The organism is Syntrophaceae bacterium, from assembly GCA_013177825.1.
Lineage (GTDB): Bacteria > Desulfobacterota > Syntrophia > Syntrophales > PHBD01 > PHBD01.
On sequence record JABLXX010000005.1, the window covers coordinates 343,611 to 361,595 of the forward strand.

Here is a 17,985-nt window from a genome sequence, read left to right on the forward strand (position 1 = left end):
TTGACGAGTTCCCCACCGTCAACAAAGAATATGTTATATATGAAAAGAGTCATTTATCAATCATGCTTAACAAATTTACCAGCCAACCACCTTAAAGGAGCCGTCAGCCTCCAGCTCTTTGAATCATAAAGAGCATTGATGTGCTGATCCTTTTCTTCTATTCGAGCACTATGTTCTCTTATTCGTTGCTCTCTTTCATTAATTGCCTTATCTCGCTCGTCGATCCGCCTTTCTTGTTCCGCGATCACTCGATCTTTCTCAACAATTTGACGGTCCCGTTCACCAATAAGCCGATCTCTCTCGCCCATCTGTCTGTCCCGTTCACCAAGCAGTCGATCTCTCTCACTTATTTCCCTCTCCCGCTCACGAATCAACCGGTCTCTTTCCGTTATTTGCCTGTTTTTTTCTTCCAGTTGTTCATTCATGAAACGATTAATACGCTTATTCTCGTCAATCCGCCAATCGACATCTTTATGGTAATCGATGATATGGTTAGCGTAACTCTCAATGATATTGGACGCTCCGGCTGCACCTCCGTGCTTTAAAACCAATCTCAGGGTTGTGATATCGGATTCGTGCATCCATGCGGACGTCTTGGCGTTTTCGTGCCTCAAAGTCGTCGAAAGAATTGTTTCCGTTGTGGCAAACGTATATCTTTTTGCAATCTTGAGCCACAGATCCAGATCCATCGCCAGAGTCAGCGATTCATCCAATGGCCCGCATGAATTCCAGACCTCTCTCCTGAAAAAACAGGAGGGTTGCCAGAAATAATGATTGTACCAGCCGGATATGGATTCAAGATCTACTTTCTTTCTAACAGTCGTTGTTAATAACTGACCATTTTCACCCACATAATCCCCCCCACCCACCAGCGCTCCGGCTTCCGGATGGGCAGCGAACCCCTCTACAACGGCCTTCAGTGCCCCTGGATGATACCAGTCATCCGAGTTCAGCCAGCCAAAGATATCCCCGGTCGCCCGCTCAAATCCCTTGTTGATGGCATGGCTCTGCCCTCGATCCGGCTCGCTGATCCAGTAAGCCAACTGTTTTTCATACTTTTTGATGATCTCAACGCTGCCGTCGGAGCTGCCGCCGTCAATGACGATATATTCAATATTTGGATAATCCTGCTCAAGTACGGAAAGGATGGTTTTTTCGAGAAAACGGCCCTGGTTGAAGGAAGGCGTGACAACGCTGATTTTAGGTATATTTTTCATAGCACTCACGTTTGAACAGATAGTCAATTCATTATTCTTTTGCATATCTCCACAGATTTCATAATGCAGCCCTCATTAATAATAATTTCTTAAACATTTTTATTTGTGTTTTACAGTCCGTTTTCCAATGTTCCCTTAAGAGATAGCTTGTTAACCTGTCTGGTTTTATATCGGCAGGCATTTTATACATGCCCGTTCCCGTATAGATTTCCTGCCCCTTATAAATGTCATTCTCCAGTGTGCCACAATTAAGGCCGCTTCCATCATGTCCCATATTTCTGACGCGACTCACTGCCGGGAAAATAGAATACATGTTATGGGTAAACTGGTAAAGACAGATATAAACATCTTCATATAAACAATTTTGTTCGATAACATGAATCAAAGCAGGAACATAATGATTTGCTATTCTGTTCAGCTTCAGTACCGAGGTAAGATTAAAAAGAAACTTTCTTATGATACCAAAAGCATAATCTTCTGAAAAATTGATTTTATTCCACTTTTCTTTCCAGATCCCATTTCCCCAGGCACAGAAACCAAGCCATGCATATACGTCTTTCTTATAAATATCCGGAATATCGATAGGATCGGTATGGCCATTAACCGTTAAAATATCTTCTCGATCCTTATATACTTCAAGACCAAGATTGACAAACCTGAGAAAATCACTCGAGAATATATTGTCATCTTCCGATACGATCAATCTATCGTGATGTTCAAATATTTGTGATGCCGCATCAGACACATTTTTTGAAGGCCCATAGTTCTTATTTCTTTTTATGATATTCACAGAATTGAATCCATGTATATAATGAATATAATCGTTAATTTTCACATACCCTTCAAGTTGATCTTCCTGAAAGGGATAATCAAGTGCAATGTATAAATCTGTTTTATCAGCAAAGACACATGCGGAGAGTGAATCAATGCAATTTTTCAGGTGTAGAAATCTATTGAGAGTCGGTATTACTATCGGTGCAAAATTTTTCATCGATATTATTATTTTAAGATTTCACGATACCAATTAAGATACTCGTCGGCCATCCTATCGATATTAAATCTGCTTTTCGCATCTGCAGCAGCACTCCGCCCCATGGTTTCCCTCAATGACACATCGTCAATCAATTGCTGAATACGGAAGGCCATCATTTCCGGATCACCCGGAGGTGTCAGAAAGCCTGTCACTCCATCATTTACCTGTTCTGGAATGCCGCCAACCGAGGTCACCACGACGGGCGTTCCGCATGCAAGGGCTTCCGTTATCGTCAACCCCCAAACCTCAGCATTTGATGCATGGATGTAGATATCCGCCGCTTGGTGGTATTGGGCAACAACTGCTGGATCTTTTTGATATGGGATAAATTGCACCTCTGCCTCATCAATCTTTTCCGCTGGTGCATCAGCTCCAAGTGCAAGAAATATTAATTTGTGATCGTGCTTTCTCGCGGCAACCAAAGCCACTGCCTTCCTCATTGTCAGATAATCCTTAAAGACATTGTTCTGGATGCCGTTGGCTACGAAAAGCAGAACGACCGCTTCCCGCGGAAGCCCCAATGCAATGCGAACCTTCTCTTGATCGGCGGTCTTGAATACGGAAAGGTCCACACCATTTGGAATCACCCTGGCAAGAACAATCGACTGCGCCAGCATCGATTCCATAACTTTGTTCATCAGCCATTGGGACGGAACAACAACATAGAATCTACTTCTTGAATATATCTTTCTTTTTCTTCGCCAGTTGTATGTTGTAGCATCGCTTCTGATGGCCGGGTATATCGTCAGGTCAGGACATTTTCCACAGCCGGTCTGCCAGCGCTCGCAGTCAAAAGAATGAGCACAGTGCCCACTTAATAGCCAGGCGTCATGAAGCGTGAGAAGTAATGGAACCTGTTTGCTTATCCATGGAATCAGCCTCAGGTCAAAGTAGCCGCCATGAAGATTATGGCAATGAACAATATCTGGATTTATCGCTTTATGATCAAGCAGTTGCCTGGTACCCGGATACTCAAAATCTTCATATCCCTTTTGTATTTTTTTTTGCCTGATCGAATGGCGTTTTTTTTTGACAATGCTTTGAAGAAATCCGAGCCCCTTCAGAAGCATATTGCCGGACATGTATCTCAGGGGCGGATCGGCGTCTCGATAATCATCATTGGGAACCGAGAAGACATCCTCATCATCGCTGTGCCTGAAACCAACCGCCAGTTTTGAAAAATGCCCTTTCGCTCTGTAGGCCTGAAAAAGATTAAACGCAATCCTCTCGGCGCCACCGCCTATATCCCGCGTACTGACTTGAAGAACATGCATTGGCCTGTCAGCCATTGAAGAATTCTTCCAGTCGATGTTCAAATTCTTCATCCGACCAATTCCGTATCAGGCAACGGGGCAACTGAAAGGAATCGCTGTCTCTGGAGACGACTCCGGGGAAATTTGAACAGGCGCATTGAAATCCTGCCTGCCTGACAAGCGACACGGTATCATCCGTGTAATCGGTTTCCGTACCAAAAGGATATGAGAAACTATTCACCGGTCTCCCAATGATCTTCTCCAGTTGAGCCTTGTTTTCTCCGATATCCACCCGCTGCATGTCCAGATTCAGTTTCGAAAGGACGGGGTGTGACATCGTATGGGACCCTATTTCCGCAAGACGAGATTCCGACAGTCTCTTTATCTCTTTCTCTGAAAGGATGCCGTGTGTTGGCCTGCATATTGGTTCAGCACCCGCCCATTTTAAGAATTCATTAATTATTCCTTGACGTTCCGCATCACCTAAAGGTTGAATCAACTGGCAAATCGATCTGTAAATATGCTGGCGGCTGGTTGGAGCATCGCTTTCAAGTACATTCCAGAGACGGTTTTGCTGATAATCGCTTTCATTATAATATGTTGCATCATTTAAGGTCCAAGAATAGCTGCTTCCATCTATTTTCAAATCAAGGGTCCGCGGAAGCAACCCGGGCTGAAGCAGCACCCGGTCCAATTCGTCCCACCAGAATTCTCGTCCCCTGTCGACGTAACCTGTCGAAATAAAAAACGTAGCAGGACAGTGGCTTTGTTCGAGCAAAGGCAGCGCATTGTGGAGATTGTCCGAGTATCCGTCATCGAATGTTATGGCGATCGACCTGGCCGGAAGACTGCAGGAGGGAATCGCATCAGCAATCCGACGAAGGGAAACCACCTTTCCGTGTTTCTTCATCACTTGAAGATGTCGAGCAAAATTATCCCGCGTAACGCTCAGCAACTGAGGATCCGTACTCAGTTCCGTCACCCTGTGGTAAAGCAATATCACAGCCCTCCACTTGGTATCGCGAAACTGACGCCTTGTATAACTTGATAGCGCTTTGATCAAATGCACGTATCTTTGTCCTATTCCTCGGGCTTTACAGCCCTGACGGTAATCAGGACCTCGTAATCCGGGTCGTGAAAGTCCAGTTCATTGCTGGTGAGTTCTTCCGTCGCCAATCCATGAAGGAAAGAGACAGCCACGAGTACATTCCCGTGTGCCTTAACCTCGATCATCTCCGGCGGGAAAACATTGCCGAACATTTTTTGGGCGGACAATGTTGTAAAGCGCCAGTAATCTCCCCAGCGGTCCATGTCATAACGGCTGATCTGGCTGATACCCGGGAATGTAGCCAAAAGAACGCCGCCCGGTTTGAGTGCCGAATACACATTGGCAACTGCCTCCCGGACTTCATAGATACATAGCAGAGTTTGCGTTAATATCATGCAATCGAATGCACTTCTGGGGATGCCCTTGCCGGTGCTCAGATCACCGACGATTGTCGCCTCCGGATTCCCTTCAATCGCATGAAGCACATCCGCTCTCTCAACTTTGCTTCCTCCAAATTCGCGCGTGTACCCAGGGTCACCTATCTCCAGCACCCGCCCCTTGATATCATCGCTATGGCGTTTCAGAAACGATTCTATGTAATATCGGTCTATCGGCTTTCCTCGATCATAACCGAAAACACGGCTTACAGGATTGAGGCGACGCAGATTGCCCCACTTCAGATGATCTTTTGGGCATCGATGGATTATAAACTCTGTTGCTTTCCGCAGACTTTTGGGGATCATGGACATCCGCATTATCACCCTGTCTCATCCGGATTCATGTTCTTCCTGATATCTTTCCCATGAGCTACTGCCAACCGGATAATGTTGCAAATCGTCTTTATGCTCTCCGGGTCGATGGATGACCCTGTCGGCAGCACGAGAACCCTCTTGCAGATCCTCTCCGTTTCCTTCAACAGCAGACGGGCATGAGGGAAACAGGAACGATACGGTTCCATCCTGTGGCATCCCGGGTAGAAGTATCGCCTGGCCAGGATGTTCTCGGCCCACAGGACGTTCTGCAGTTCATCCCGGCTCAATCCGGCTTCTTCCTCGTCCACTTCCAGAATGATGTAATGGTAATTCCGCTTTTCTCCCTCGTCATATTCGAGCAGGGATATCCCGGGGATTCCATCGAGCCATGACCGGTAGCATTCATAATTTCTCCTGTTGGCAGCGATAAATTCCTCAAGGTTCGCCAGGTTCGCCAGACCCATGGCCGCCGAGGCCTCGCTCATCTTGCCGTTCGTGCCGATGTAGATAACGCTGTCCAGCCCGTCAAATCCGAAGTTCTTCATCAGGCGCATCTTGCCTGCCAAGGCGTCATCATTCGTGACAACCGCCCCGCCCTCCATGGTGTTGAAGAACTTCGTCGCATGAAAGCTGAAGACCTCGGCGTTCCCGAAATTGCCGATCATCCTTCCCCGATGCGAACAGGCAAAAGCGTGAGCCGCGTCAAACAGGAGCTTCAGCTTGTTTCTTTCCGCAATCTCCGACAAGGCCTCTATATCGCAGGGTCTTCCCCACGTGTGAACGCCAAGAATCCCGGTCGTTCTCGGAGTAATCATCTTCTCTATATGCGTTGGATCCAGGTGATGGGTGGCAGGATCGATGTCGCAGAAAACAGGCGTGATCTCCTGCCACTGAAGGGAGTGTGCCGTGGCAATGAAGGTAAACGACGGCACGATCACCTCCCCCTTCAACTCCAACGCGCGGATTGCTATTTCCAGAGCAATGGTTCCATTACACATGGCAACGCAATGCTTTATTCCGAGCATCGAGGCAATTCTCCGCTCAAACTCCTGCACATAAGCACCTTGATTGGTGAGCCATCTCCGGTCCAGCATGTCGTTGATCAATTCGAGGAAGCGCTCCCGATTCCCGATATTGGGGCGACCGACGTGCTGATGTTCGATAAATGATGGTTTACCGCCGAATATGCCGAGATCATTACAGGATAGTTTCATCTTTCTGTTCATACTTTCTGAAACGACGATCGACCAGTTAATAGTTTGTTTTTTCTTCTAATCGTTCCCTCCAAACAACATCTCTCGAAATGGACTCGTATTTTCTTCTTAATCCTAGGAAATACTCAACGTTCGGCTTCCAATCACTGTTTATACTCCGCAAATCTTTGTTGATTTTCTGAGTCGCAAATAAATAGCGAAAGGCTTCCTCAGCTTGAAGTTCATAAAAACGATCAGGCTTATCAGGCCAAAGCGCAATACTTAGCTCCTCCAATCGTTGGCCATCGGAATAAAATGGCTCAGTTGCCGCAAAAAACAATGATGAATGAACCTTCACAGGAGCGAATACAGAGGCAATGGTTCTTGAAATAATTTCTCGCTCATTTGCCCACATACTAAACACTCCATATGAGGATAGATGATTTTTTACAACTTCAAAGAACTGCTTCGAATGAAGATTATTACTGTAAACAGTTGTTACCAATAAGGGATCCGCAATAATGAGATCATACTTTTCCTTGGATCGCAACAAGTATCTTCGGCCGTCATCAATAACTAAATGAAGTCGGGGATCCATTAACATTTGATTAAATATAGATATTTTGCGTAAATTCTTAATAAGCGTTTCGTTAATTTCAACTATGGTTACTTTTTTGACTTCACCTAGTTTTAGAATAGCCTCTGTTGTGGATCCCGTACCATATCCGATGATTAGTACATTATGGACTCTCCGTGCGTGCCTGGCAGCTTCTATAGCCTGATAATAAAAGACATTGCCGGGGAAGCGGCCGCCATGAGCAACACCATGAATATAATTCTCTATATATTCTCCTTTTTTAAAAGTTCCGACTACTCCTTCAACTCCTTCTTCAAAAAATAAATCCATGTCCTTTCCTTGCGGGAAATACATTGATGAATACAATTGTCCCTGTTTTGGAAAAATCAGCAATACGATAATTATGATCAGGGCAACAAGAACCCTTTTTGAGAGAACCATCAGCCTGATGGCATTACGCCTCAATGATAAATAACCGAGCAGTATTCCAATTGTACAAAATCCGAGAAGTGTAATTTCTGTTCCCAGAACAGGAAACAGCACAAAACCTGTTATGATGCCGCCTGCCACATTACCTGCAATGTTGAAGAAATATACGTTTCCAATGCTGCGCCCTTCATTATCCTTTTTCCATAATGATAACGAAGCAAGTAATGGAAACGTTGCCCCCATAAATAGCGTTGGAATAAATTCGAAAAATAGAGGCCATAAGAAAATATCACACTGAAGGAATAGACTATCAGGTAATGCGATGGATGGGGGAATTACAGTAAACAGATGATTCATCCATGGTGGATGAACTTCTGTCTGAAACGACAGTCTCGTCAATTCGCTCACCAGAGTCATCTTCGTCGCATAATAATAACCGATGAAGATAATCGATACAGTAACACCAATCAGGAATTGCAGCTTAAAAAACAATCTACCCTGATCAACTATCGGATTCTTCCGAAGATACAGGCTCATGAAATAGCTTCCAAGCGCAATACCAAGAAGATAAACGGATAAAGCGCTGCTGAACGCATAGGGAGAGTCCTTCACCAGGAAGCTTGTTATTCGAATCCAGATCAGTTCATAGCCAATGGCCATAAACCCCGTGAGAAAGACCCACAAGTATGCCTTCTTACCCCAAGATGAAACCTTTTCCCCAGCCTTTGTTCTTAATATGCCTGACGTTTCTTGAATCGTCCCGACACTCGCACTCTTTGCAATATAAATACAAGCTGCCATGAAGATGTTAAGAGCTGCTGCAAAATATACAGCTGTATCCAGCCCCCAGAATGATATCAAGAAATAACTAGTAAAGACCGCCCCCAGAGCCGCACCTAGCGTATTAATAAAATACAGATAGCTTACAGTCTGAAAATAATCATTTATGTATTGATTAAATATCTTTGTAAGAAGCGGCAGGGTTGAACCCATTAGAATGGTAGGAAACAGTAAATATAACGATAGATAAATGCAAGTAAGCGGATATGGACTTCCCGCTGTACTTTTTCCCAATGCATCGAGCAGATATGGACTTGCAATACCAAAAACACCAAGTATAAGCTCAACGAGACAATACAACTCCAATCGTCTTTTTATCCGCTCGGATATTTGTCCACCCCATAAAGCACCCAACCCTAGCCCGGCCATGTAAATACTTATAATAAGGGTGATTGAGACGGCCCCAACGCCGTAATAGACAGTCAGCAAGCGTTGCCATACCATTTGATATATAAGAGCAGTAAACCCGGAAAGGATGAATATGATTGATAATACAGTTATTCGTTTGTTTATATTCACTTGATTCTATTGTTTCGGTTCATTTTTTTGCGATGAGAAGATATAGTATTATATATAAATTCATTTCTCCATAATAACATCGAATCTGTAATGAGAATTTATTTGAAATGGCGGTTGATCAAGTATCTGGCATTTCTTAAACCCAATAAACGAGGCCAGTTTCTCAAAATAATCTCTTTTAAACCACGTGCCAATAGACCTCCTTGTAATTATCGAATTGAAATACTCTTTTTGCCATTTTTTTGTTCTATAGAAAACAAACTTCTTATCTATATCCAATATATCACCAATAAAGAACAATCCCCCTGGCCTAAGCCAATTATAAACAGACTTGACAATTAAAATGGACTCTCGTTCACTGAAGTGCTGCAATGCAAAATATAAAATAGCCTTTGTATAGGAATCATTCTCGAATTTAATGTTTCTTAAATCACCTTCGATTTTCACAATATTTTTATATTTATTTGTGTCGATCCTGTCCAATAATTTCTTTGAAATATCAACAGCGATAACCTGTTTACATCTCTGTGCTAACGGAACTGAAAGCAAACCATTGCCGGAGCATAGGTCAATGATATTATCGTGAGCATCTAAATCAATTATCCTTTTTATATCTTCGACCGTCTTTTCCCATACATTTTGATCTACGGGAACTTTATTGATCGTTCTACCGATTTGCTTTTGCAAATTCTCATTCTCGATAATAGGATTATTATTCCAGAAATGGATCCAATAATCGACATGATTATCATCTATTTCCATACCATTCATTTCTCCTTGTAATACAAATATTCAGATATACTTCCAAGTAGCCTTCTTAAATCAACTATATCTATTCAATCAGGATATGATTTTTGTAGTATTACCATTTGCTTCATTGCTTTATCCTTTTGTCCGCTATAAATATATAATTTTGTGAGACTTATCATCAATACATATTCTTCAGGGTGGTATATTATTGCCTTCTCAAGATGCTTTATAGCATCATATATTTTCCCTTTCGAAATGAAAAGATCGTTTATTGCCCTGTTTGCGAACTCACTGCTACACAATTTTATCATAGGAATCAGGAATTGCTCCGCAATTCCATCTTGTCCCCCCTCCAAGAAAACTGCAGCGGCATCAAGATACACTTTCATATTGAGCGGCTCAGCTGTAATAATTGCTTTATACTCTTTGGCAGCCAAGGCATACTTCCCCTGAGATACGTAATATTCAGCCAGCTTGCGATGTGCATCTTGAAAGGATATCTCATTATAAAATACACTCATAGCCCAATTACCGGCCACTGAATCGGAAACGCGGTACTTCTTCGCACTGTTTGCCATAATGTCCCGCCTAAACGGCCAGCGATCTTTTAACTCCATTACTCTAAGTGCCACTAAATCGCGATCTAATTCTGTATTATCCCAAGTCTCTCTATAATGTGCATCCGACAAAACCAAGTCTTTATTCCACTGATCCTCTATAATTCTATGCAAATACATTGCTTTATAAAATGCATCACTCATCATAAATTGCCCGCTCTCATTTGGATGCACGTGTTCTAACATTAGCGTTTCCCCAATCAACTGATTCGGGGATGCATTCTCGAAGTATTGCTTCATTGGAACAAATATGGCATTATATTCTTCAGCAACTTGCCTAATAATCAGATTAAATTCCTCGGGTCCTCTAAAGCGCAACACATCAAGGTCTTTAGCCTTGTAATATGCGTCGCGGGCTTCTTGAATCCTATTTTCTCTTTCCAATTTCTGCGCTTCGGAATATACTAAACTTGCAGGCGGGTTATTAGGTGTGCTTAGCGACACAAATGGCGAAAGATCTCTGACATTACTGACTAATTCGCTAATCATAACAGGAACACCTGCATTTTTTGCTTTTTGCAATATATCTTTCATATTCTCACGAAATTGATTGCAACCATCAGAATAAGTAGAACTATTTAATGGAATGACTTTTTGTCCTACGACAACATTCATGAAATTATACTGATCAGCTCCATCTCTCGGTAGTTCCCGGCTCACCCATGTTTTTACATACAATATAATATCCCTCAGCAAATAGAACACTCGCAATTTTTGAAGCTTCAGATACATATTCACAATCCAACGAGACTTCCCAAATGAAATTGATGATCCTTGACCAAGAGCCCCATAGAATTCATTATGCCCTGCGTAGATCAACAAGACATCGGGTTTTTGCTCCAGCACCTCATCGATAATATCTAAAAGAGTGTATGTGTTAACTGCACCAATCGCTGTATTGATTATTTCGATCACTTTTTGGGGAAACGTATCTGATAACCTTTTTTCTAGAATTTTAGAAAATATCATATTTTCAGGATGAGGCCATCCTGCTGCAGTGGACCCTCCCATGATTACAATCCGACATCCATTCTTAGGCTTGTTTGATAAAAAATATCCATTGGGTGGTGTCGGAACATATGGATATTTGGGAAAGTAGCGTTCTGCTACCTTGGGATTAACCATCATGTATTTTTCAGCCACATTGTCTACCACAGCCGGTATAAAAAGGGCCGGCCTTTTACCATAATCAAGAATATAAAGGATACCCTCGACCAACAAAAATGTCAGGACTGGAATAAATAATATCGCAATAATATAGAAGAATGTTCTTTTCCGGTTAGACATTTCTTATAGAAGATCAACCTTTACAGAAGTTGATAGTCATCAAGCATTGCCCTGATTTCAGACGGCGTATTGAACATCATTACATCTATTATTGAAAGGGCCTCTTCAAAGATGCTCCTCCCTTGGTGATAGTTTTTTAAATTGACTTTTAGAAAACGTAAATCAATATGAGATTTATCATATTTTGATTTATCATAAAAGCTTTCGCCACCAGGAGGATTAATATATGTACTGTATCCAAGCGCTTTACAGGTATTAAGAGCCCATTCGTCAGCTTTCATTGCATCAGCTATGTCTAAATCGAGTTCAGAAAACCATTTACTGTTAAATGGAATATCAATATATCTGCATGTTTCGTCTAGTAAGTGAGTATTTAGAATGGAAATATTGTCTGTATTGAGGGACAAGGCAACATGCAGAAACGAGATTACTTGCTTATAATATGGTGCGATTCTTTTGTAATGTTCCAGTTGGCGATAGATTCGATCTCTCCAGGGTTCATCTACCCGAATTTCTACATCTTTAATCATTATTTTGTGGGAATGCTTAACCAATGGCACCCTAATATATTGCCAACCGTCTCCTGGCTTCAAAATTCTATTTCTATCAATCCACCCCCTTTCAATATACTGAAAAGAGTCCGCTATAATAAATAGATCACTTAGCTTAATGAGTGCAAAATATCCGAGATATGGGAAAAAATAGGGTTGCATCCCTGCCAGCATCATAATGTTCCCCAATAAATATATTTATTTAATCCATGATAACATAAAAATATTGGCATGGTGTTGGCATTCAACGCCCAACAAATTATTATACTTATTTATAAATAATGAATTGTCCTAAACTCCATGGTTACTTTGTGATGTCTATCAGCGACGATGTATTTTCAAAACAAGGATACCAAGGGAATCAATATCTTTTTCAGGACGTACAATGGTATTGAATCATTTTGAAAAATTAAGTCTTTTTCTCCCATATGATTCTTCTATCCATTAATTCATCTTTCATCCACTCGAGAAAAGATTGGTTTCCTGATTCATCATTCACTGAACATAACGCCGCATATATTCCTACGCACTGGGCAAAAGATTTATATACCATAGCAATAAAATCATTCATCAGGAAAAGGTCTACCTGATCATTTGTAATCTTGAGATACTCCATTGCTGTTTTCAGGAAATAGGTTACACCTCTTGGACCATTCAGGATAAGGCCTCTCGATTGATAGCGGTCGGGATCATTATTGTATTGCTCAAAGATCCGCTCCAGGAAAGAATCGAATTGTGGGTCGGTATATTCATTACGGATGAATAAATAGCGTTCAAGAGGCTTTGTCTGGCTCTCCTTCTTAATTTGATCGGCAATTGCCTCCAATTCAGAAACAGGAATGCATTCCCTGCCGGAAAAGATATCATCCATGCAGAGAGAAGAAATTGTTTGATATCCTGCGACGATATCTCCAACGAGTTCATTGTAATGGATCACGCCAGATTCAAGCTCTTCTCCGAGAATATCCGCAATTACAAGCGTATCGACATATGATCTCTTCAAATGAAAATAAGGTGGACGGTTGTGAGAATGAATAACCGGGTTCGAAGCCAGCAGAGCGATCTTCCTGCCATCAGCCAGCAGGCGGACCCCAAGATCCAGATCTTCCGCATAAATATGCCTGAATCTATATTTGAGGAAATCCTCCCTTCCTATGAGCAGGGCCACACTGGTAAGTTGGGCATGGCGACGAAGTGAGGCTGGATCGCGCTCATCCGGCATCGAATAGGTTTTATCCTCGTTGTTCGTTTTTAGAATGTGCTTTTCGTGCAAATATAGAACAACGCGAATGAAGAGATCTGCATCACTTCGGGGAATCTCCAGACAACTGACTGCAGTCACGCCATCCTTGTCAATTGCGGCACACATGCTGTAAAGCCAGAGATCCGAAGAGGGTAGCGCATCTGCGGATGTGAATAAAACAACATCATGAGAAGCGGATTCGGCACCCAGGTTTCGAGCGTATGAATATGTGAATTCATCAGGCTTTATTTCGACAATCCTGGCATCAAACTCCTTTGCCAGCTTGACCGTATCGTCTGTGCTCCCCGAATCCACGACAACAATTTCGATATTCTTGAATCCTTTCTGATTTCTAATCGCAGACAGAAGCCTTAGCAGATTCCCGGCCTCGTTGAAGGTCGGAATGAGAACGGAGATCCCCGGTTTTTCATCCAGAATGCATTCATCGTCTAACAGTGGAGAAACATTAAGAGAAGGGGTTTTTACAAGGAAAGGAACGTGGCTCGTGCTGACCGATCCGCCGTTCAAGGCGATTCGAATCGCCCCCATCGCACCTCCTATTCCACTCTGATCGAAATGATATTTCAGTTTCGCCATCGAGAGTCGATAATTCAATAGTGCGTTTAAAATCAACTTTCTCTTCGATCCATCCGGGAACAGTCTTCCATTAAAAGTGCTGCCAAATGCCTTCGGTGCGGTCAGGGTTTCCTCTCCTTCCGGCAAATAGACAGATTTTCCAGTGGCTGCACTTGCTAACTTACCATGATGAATCGCGGTTGACTGGTATTCCTGCAGATAGGCGAATGCTTCCTGTTCGGCAGTCAACAAGGCCTTTGGGCTGCTTTTAATTTTGTTCAATATAAACGGCTCTTCAATAATTTTGCTCAATACCTGGTACAAATGGTCGGTATCGCCCATGTTGAAAATGAAGCCGTTTTCACCGTCCCTGATTACCTCCGTCATTCCTCCTGCACTGGATACAACAACAGGAACGTTGCACGCCAATGCCTCCCTCATGACAATGGTGTTGTTCTCATGCCAGTTCGATGGGATGGTGATAACATCAACATCCTTCATTATTTCACCGACCTGGTTTTCCGAATACACACCTTTAAAAACGATTCGTGGATCATTTGCGGATATTTTCTTCAAATAATGTTCATGGTCGGAAGGCCCGGACCCGTAAAGGTTCAGTGTAACGTTTCCCGACGATATTCTTTTGAACGCCTCGATCAATACATGAACTCCTTTATGGTAAGCCAATTGGCCTGCATAGGTAAAATTCAGTCGGGCGGCATCGGTACCATAGCGCTTTGAATTCCTTTTTATCCACGTATAATCAATACCATAGGGGATATATCGCAGGTTGATGTCCGGAAATTCTTTCTGGAAGATTCCTCCGAGAAAACGGGACGGGGCGATCACGCAATGGGCGGCGGACAGAAGACGGCTTGATTTCTCAAGGCGGTGAACAATTGACTCATAAGAGTATTCCGGACAGTCTGCGCGACATGCATCCCCCCTCAACGGCCCACTGCAAAGACTTCCTTGCGACGTGAAGAGAATGGACTTGGGGCAAAGCATCCAGAAATCCGTAAGCGTAAAAACGTAGGGAATACAGGCACGAATAGCTGCATTCATGAATTCCGCGGTCCGCACAGGATGGGCGACGTGCAGCAGATCGGGTTTCTCTGCTTGAAGAATATCATCGGCAATCTCGGTCAAGTCATTACTTTCAAGTGCATAATCCATATCCGGCGGCATTTGCTTGTATTTGTATGCAATAACAGGAATCCCTTTATAAAGAAATTCATGTAACAGGATATTCCCTTTCGATTTTGAATAAAAAGAATCTTCATAAAAGCTGTATGTTATTACTTTGACGCTGTGACCATTGCGCTGGATTGATGATGACAGATTCAGCAGAAATTTCTCCGTCCCCGTATAATGCATCGGATAAAACTGGTGAATGATGTAAATAATTTTCATTTTCTTTGCCCGGTTAACCCAATAGGATAAAAGATAATTTCTGATGAAATCTATGCGTGACTTTCCATTGCAACGACATCGTCAAAACCTTGTCAAAGCAGCCCGATGTCACATTATTGGGCACTATACTTTCACTACCGGAGAAATGTAAAGTTTTTTTAAGTTAATCGTGCTATAAGGTCTATACGGTATTGGATGATATTATTATGTTTTAATCCGGAAAGTTACAGAGGCATCGTTTCATCAAAGGGGCCGGCACAGCCGTTGTTGATAACCTTTCAGGAGATGTGCAGTCGGGCATCTTGCAGAACCGTTTTTCGTCCGGTGTTATGACGGAGTCCGCTGTAAGATAAGGATCTAAATCTTCAACGGAATGCAATATCAAACATTACGGCACTCGAAATTTCTTGAGGAATAAACATGCGTCTCCTTGGCCCCATTTTTTCCCGTATATTCAGATCGCATTCAAAAAGGGAATTTCTTTCCATGCGCAGCCGAAAACGCGAAATTGAAGCAGCCATTGAAAATGGTATTCAGTTTCTCTCAAAAGAACAACTCGAGTCCGGCGAATTTAAATTCTTCGTATCAAATAAGTTTTTTTTCAGTCCAATGGAAGAAATAAAAGATGAAGACTGGCTTTATGATCAAATTGTATTTGGAACAAGCCTGGTCGGGAATTGCCTTCTTTGTCTGAAACATAGAAATAACGTCTTAGGCATGCTGAACAGGGCTCTGGGTTTTCTTGAATCACAGAAAGAGGAGCCCGGAGTATGGCGCTGGCATGGTCCAAAAGATCGAGACCCTGCCGCACATCTGGCATGGCCTCCGGATCTCGATGATACAGCCTATGCACTTATGTTTTATGAGGGGATGGGGGAAAAAACACCTTCTTCTTTATTAGATTTCCTCTCAGAATACAAAAACACCGACGGATTGTTCAAGACATATATGATCGAACTCTGGTGGCCTGATACACCTCCTGAGAAAAGACCCTTGAACAGTATGATAGCTCTTCGAAGGATGTTACTTGAAATGGACGATTATTCGTATGCAGCAACAAAAACAGACGAAGAGCTACTTTTAAATAATTTCGAGAATGATATTAACGAAGCTGTAAATGCCAATGTACTATCACTTTTTACCATGTCCGGTCTTCAATTGCCTGAAGTTGAAGATTTTCTCAATAATATAATCAGTTCAGGAAAATACCTGAATGGGTCCAGTTATTACCCTTCTCCGATGGCGTTTTTATATTTCCTATCAAGGGCTCATAAAGTCGGCGCCTCAAGATTAAACAAATCTCTTCCGATAATAACAGATTATTTGCTTTCACCAGAGAAATATCATCACGGGTTGTTAAGCAACCTGGAAATGGCCATGTCAATAACATCGATAATTCGCTTTGATTTAGAAAGCCGTCACGTGGAAAACAGAATTTCTTTATTATTGGAACACGTACAATCTGACGGTGGTTGGAAAAATGAACGCATTGTCTGGCCGAATGTGAAAGATATACCCACACCTAATTATGGATCACGATCCGTCAGTACCGCTTTTTGCCTTGAAGCACTTCAACATTATTATGAAACGATAAAAACATAGAATGAAATGATCGGCGGCGGGTCACCGGATCATCCAATTCATAATAAAGAGAGAGAATAATGGAAGAATTCCATTCACAAAGCGAAAGCATGAGAGCCGCCCTGAACAATGAAATGCGGACGATTCTAAAGGCAGATGGTGAAATGCCGGATTGTCTCCACGGCATGATCCATTATCATATGGGATGGCGCGCCCCTGACTTGGGCATTACAAACGTCAACACCGGCAAGCGAATTCGCCCTATGCTCCTCATGCTGGTGTGCCAGGCTTCGGGTGGCGACTGGAAGCAGGCCGTCCCTGCCGCGGCGGCGGTGGAACTGCTCCACAACTTTACCCTGATCCACGATGACATAGAAGACACCAACCCCACGCGCCGCGGGCGCGATACACTTTGGAAAATCTGGGGCATTGCACAGGCCATCAACACCGGGGATGCCATCTTCGCTCTCGCTCACATCGCCCTGATGCGGCTGGCTGAACGCGGTCTTCCGGCAGAGCGCGTTCTGCGCGCAATTCGCAGGTTCGATGAAACCGGCGTCAGCCTGGCAAAAGGCCAGCATGCCGACCTCTGTTTTGAACGTCAGGAGATGATAAGCGTAGATGACTACATGGAAATGATTACAATGAAGACGGCAGTCCTCCCGTCACTATGTGCCGAACTCGGGGCAATCATTGCCGGGGCGGACGATGATACGGTTGACCTCTACCGGCAGTTTGGTTTGAACTTCGGACTGGCCTATCAGATTATTGACGATATTCTTGGTATCTGGGGTGATGAATCCTTCACGGGAAAACCTGTATCAACGGACATTGTATCCGGCAAGAAAACCCTCCCCATTCTTTACGGGCTGGAGAAAAGCATCGAGCTTCGCGAACTATATAGAAAGAACGAAAAAGACGATGACTTTATTCGTAAGGTTGTGATTCTACTCAATCAGACCGGCGCTCGCAAGTTTTCCACTGAAAAAGCAGCCGCCTATTCCCGAAGCGCCGTTTCCTGCCTCGAGGCCGCTCGTCCTGAAGGCCCCGCCCGTGCCGCCCTTAATCAACTTGCGGATACATTACTCAACCGTAACTATTGATCA

The 17,985-nt window shown here is 43.2% G+C and carries 13 protein-coding genes; 2 read left to right on the top strand and 11 right to left on the bottom strand.

From position 1 onward, the window contains the following. Positions 1-56: 56 nt before the first annotated feature. From HPY65_12615 to HPY65_12665, 11 genes are all read right to left on the bottom strand, one after another. On the bottom strand, positions 57-1,217 hold the full coding sequence (locus HPY65_12615; GenBank protein ID NPU85313.1) for a glycosyltransferase: 1,161 nt from the start codon (positions 1,215-1,217) through the stop codon (positions 57-59). Positions 1,218-1,275: 58 nt separating this feature from the next. Then, positions 1,276-2,208, bottom strand: coding sequence for a hypothetical protein (locus HPY65_12620; GenBank protein NPU85314.1), 933 nt, complete (start codon positions 2,206-2,208; stop codon positions 1,276-1,278). An 8-nt stretch (positions 2,209-2,216) separates the two neighbouring features. Beyond that, on the bottom strand, positions 2,217-3,575 hold the full coding sequence (locus HPY65_12625; protein ID NPU85315.1) for a glycosyltransferase: 1,359 nt from the start codon (positions 3,573-3,575) through the stop codon (positions 2,217-2,219). After that, positions 3,532-4,572: a polysaccharide deacetylase family protein gene (locus HPY65_12630; GenBank protein ID NPU85316.1), complete on the bottom strand. Its 1,041-nt coding sequence runs from the start codon at positions 4,570-4,572 to the stop codon at positions 3,532-3,534. Before HPY65_12630 ends, HPY65_12625 begins: the two co-directional genes overlap by 44 nt. An 11-nt stretch (positions 4,573-4,583) precedes the next feature. Then, positions 4,584-5,162 (bottom strand): methyltransferase, encoded by a 579-nt coding sequence (locus HPY65_12635; protein NPU85317.1) that lies wholly within the window; start codon positions 5,160-5,162, stop codon positions 4,584-4,586. Positions 5,163-5,308: 146 nt separating this feature from the next. Further along, complete coding sequence (locus HPY65_12640; GenBank protein NPU85318.1) at positions 5,309-6,517, bottom strand: aminotransferase class I/II-fold pyridoxal phosphate-dependent enzyme; 1,209 nt, start codon at positions 6,515-6,517, stop codon at positions 5,309-5,311. Positions 6,518-6,554: 37 nt separating this feature from the next. Beyond that, a complete protein-coding gene (locus tag HPY65_12645) occupies positions 6,555-8,861 on the bottom strand; it encodes a fused MFS/spermidine synthase (protein NPU85319.1) in 2,307 nt (768 codons plus the stop codon). A 60-nt stretch (positions 8,862-8,921) separates the two neighbouring features. After that, complete coding sequence (locus HPY65_12650) at positions 8,922-9,623, bottom strand: class I SAM-dependent methyltransferase (GenBank protein ID NPU85320.1); 702 nt, start codon at positions 9,621-9,623, stop codon at positions 8,922-8,924. 74 nt (positions 9,624-9,697) lie between these two features. Further along, a complete protein-coding gene (locus tag HPY65_12655; GenBank protein ID NPU85321.1) occupies positions 9,698-11,515 on the bottom strand; it encodes a hypothetical protein in 1,818 nt (605 codons plus the stop codon). A gap of 20 nt (positions 11,516-11,535) precedes the next feature. Next, positions 11,536-12,243 (bottom strand): WbqC family protein, encoded by a 708-nt coding sequence (locus HPY65_12660; protein ID NPU85322.1) that lies wholly within the window; start codon positions 12,241-12,243, stop codon positions 11,536-11,538. A 232-nt stretch (positions 12,244-12,475) separates the two neighbouring features. Continuing rightward, the gene (locus tag HPY65_12665) at positions 12,476-15,298 is read right to left on the bottom strand and encodes a glycosyltransferase (protein NPU85323.1); all 2,823 of its coding nucleotides are present in this window, start codon (positions 15,296-15,298) and stop codon (positions 12,476-12,478) included. Between the two features lie 486 nt (positions 15,299-15,784). On the opposite strand from HPY65_12665, the gene HPY65_12670 reads away from it, so the two are divergent. Further along, the gene (locus tag HPY65_12670; protein NPU85324.1) at positions 15,785-16,900 is read left to right on the top strand and encodes a hypothetical protein; all 1,116 of its coding nucleotides are present in this window, start codon (positions 15,785-15,787) and stop codon (positions 16,898-16,900) included. Positions 16,901-16,959: 59 nt separating this feature from the next. Further along, on the top strand, positions 16,960-17,982 hold the full coding sequence (locus HPY65_12675) for a polyprenyl synthetase family protein (protein NPU85325.1): 1,023 nt from the start codon (positions 16,960-16,962) through the stop codon (positions 17,980-17,982). The last annotated feature ends 3 nt before the right edge of the window (positions 17,983-17,985 follow it).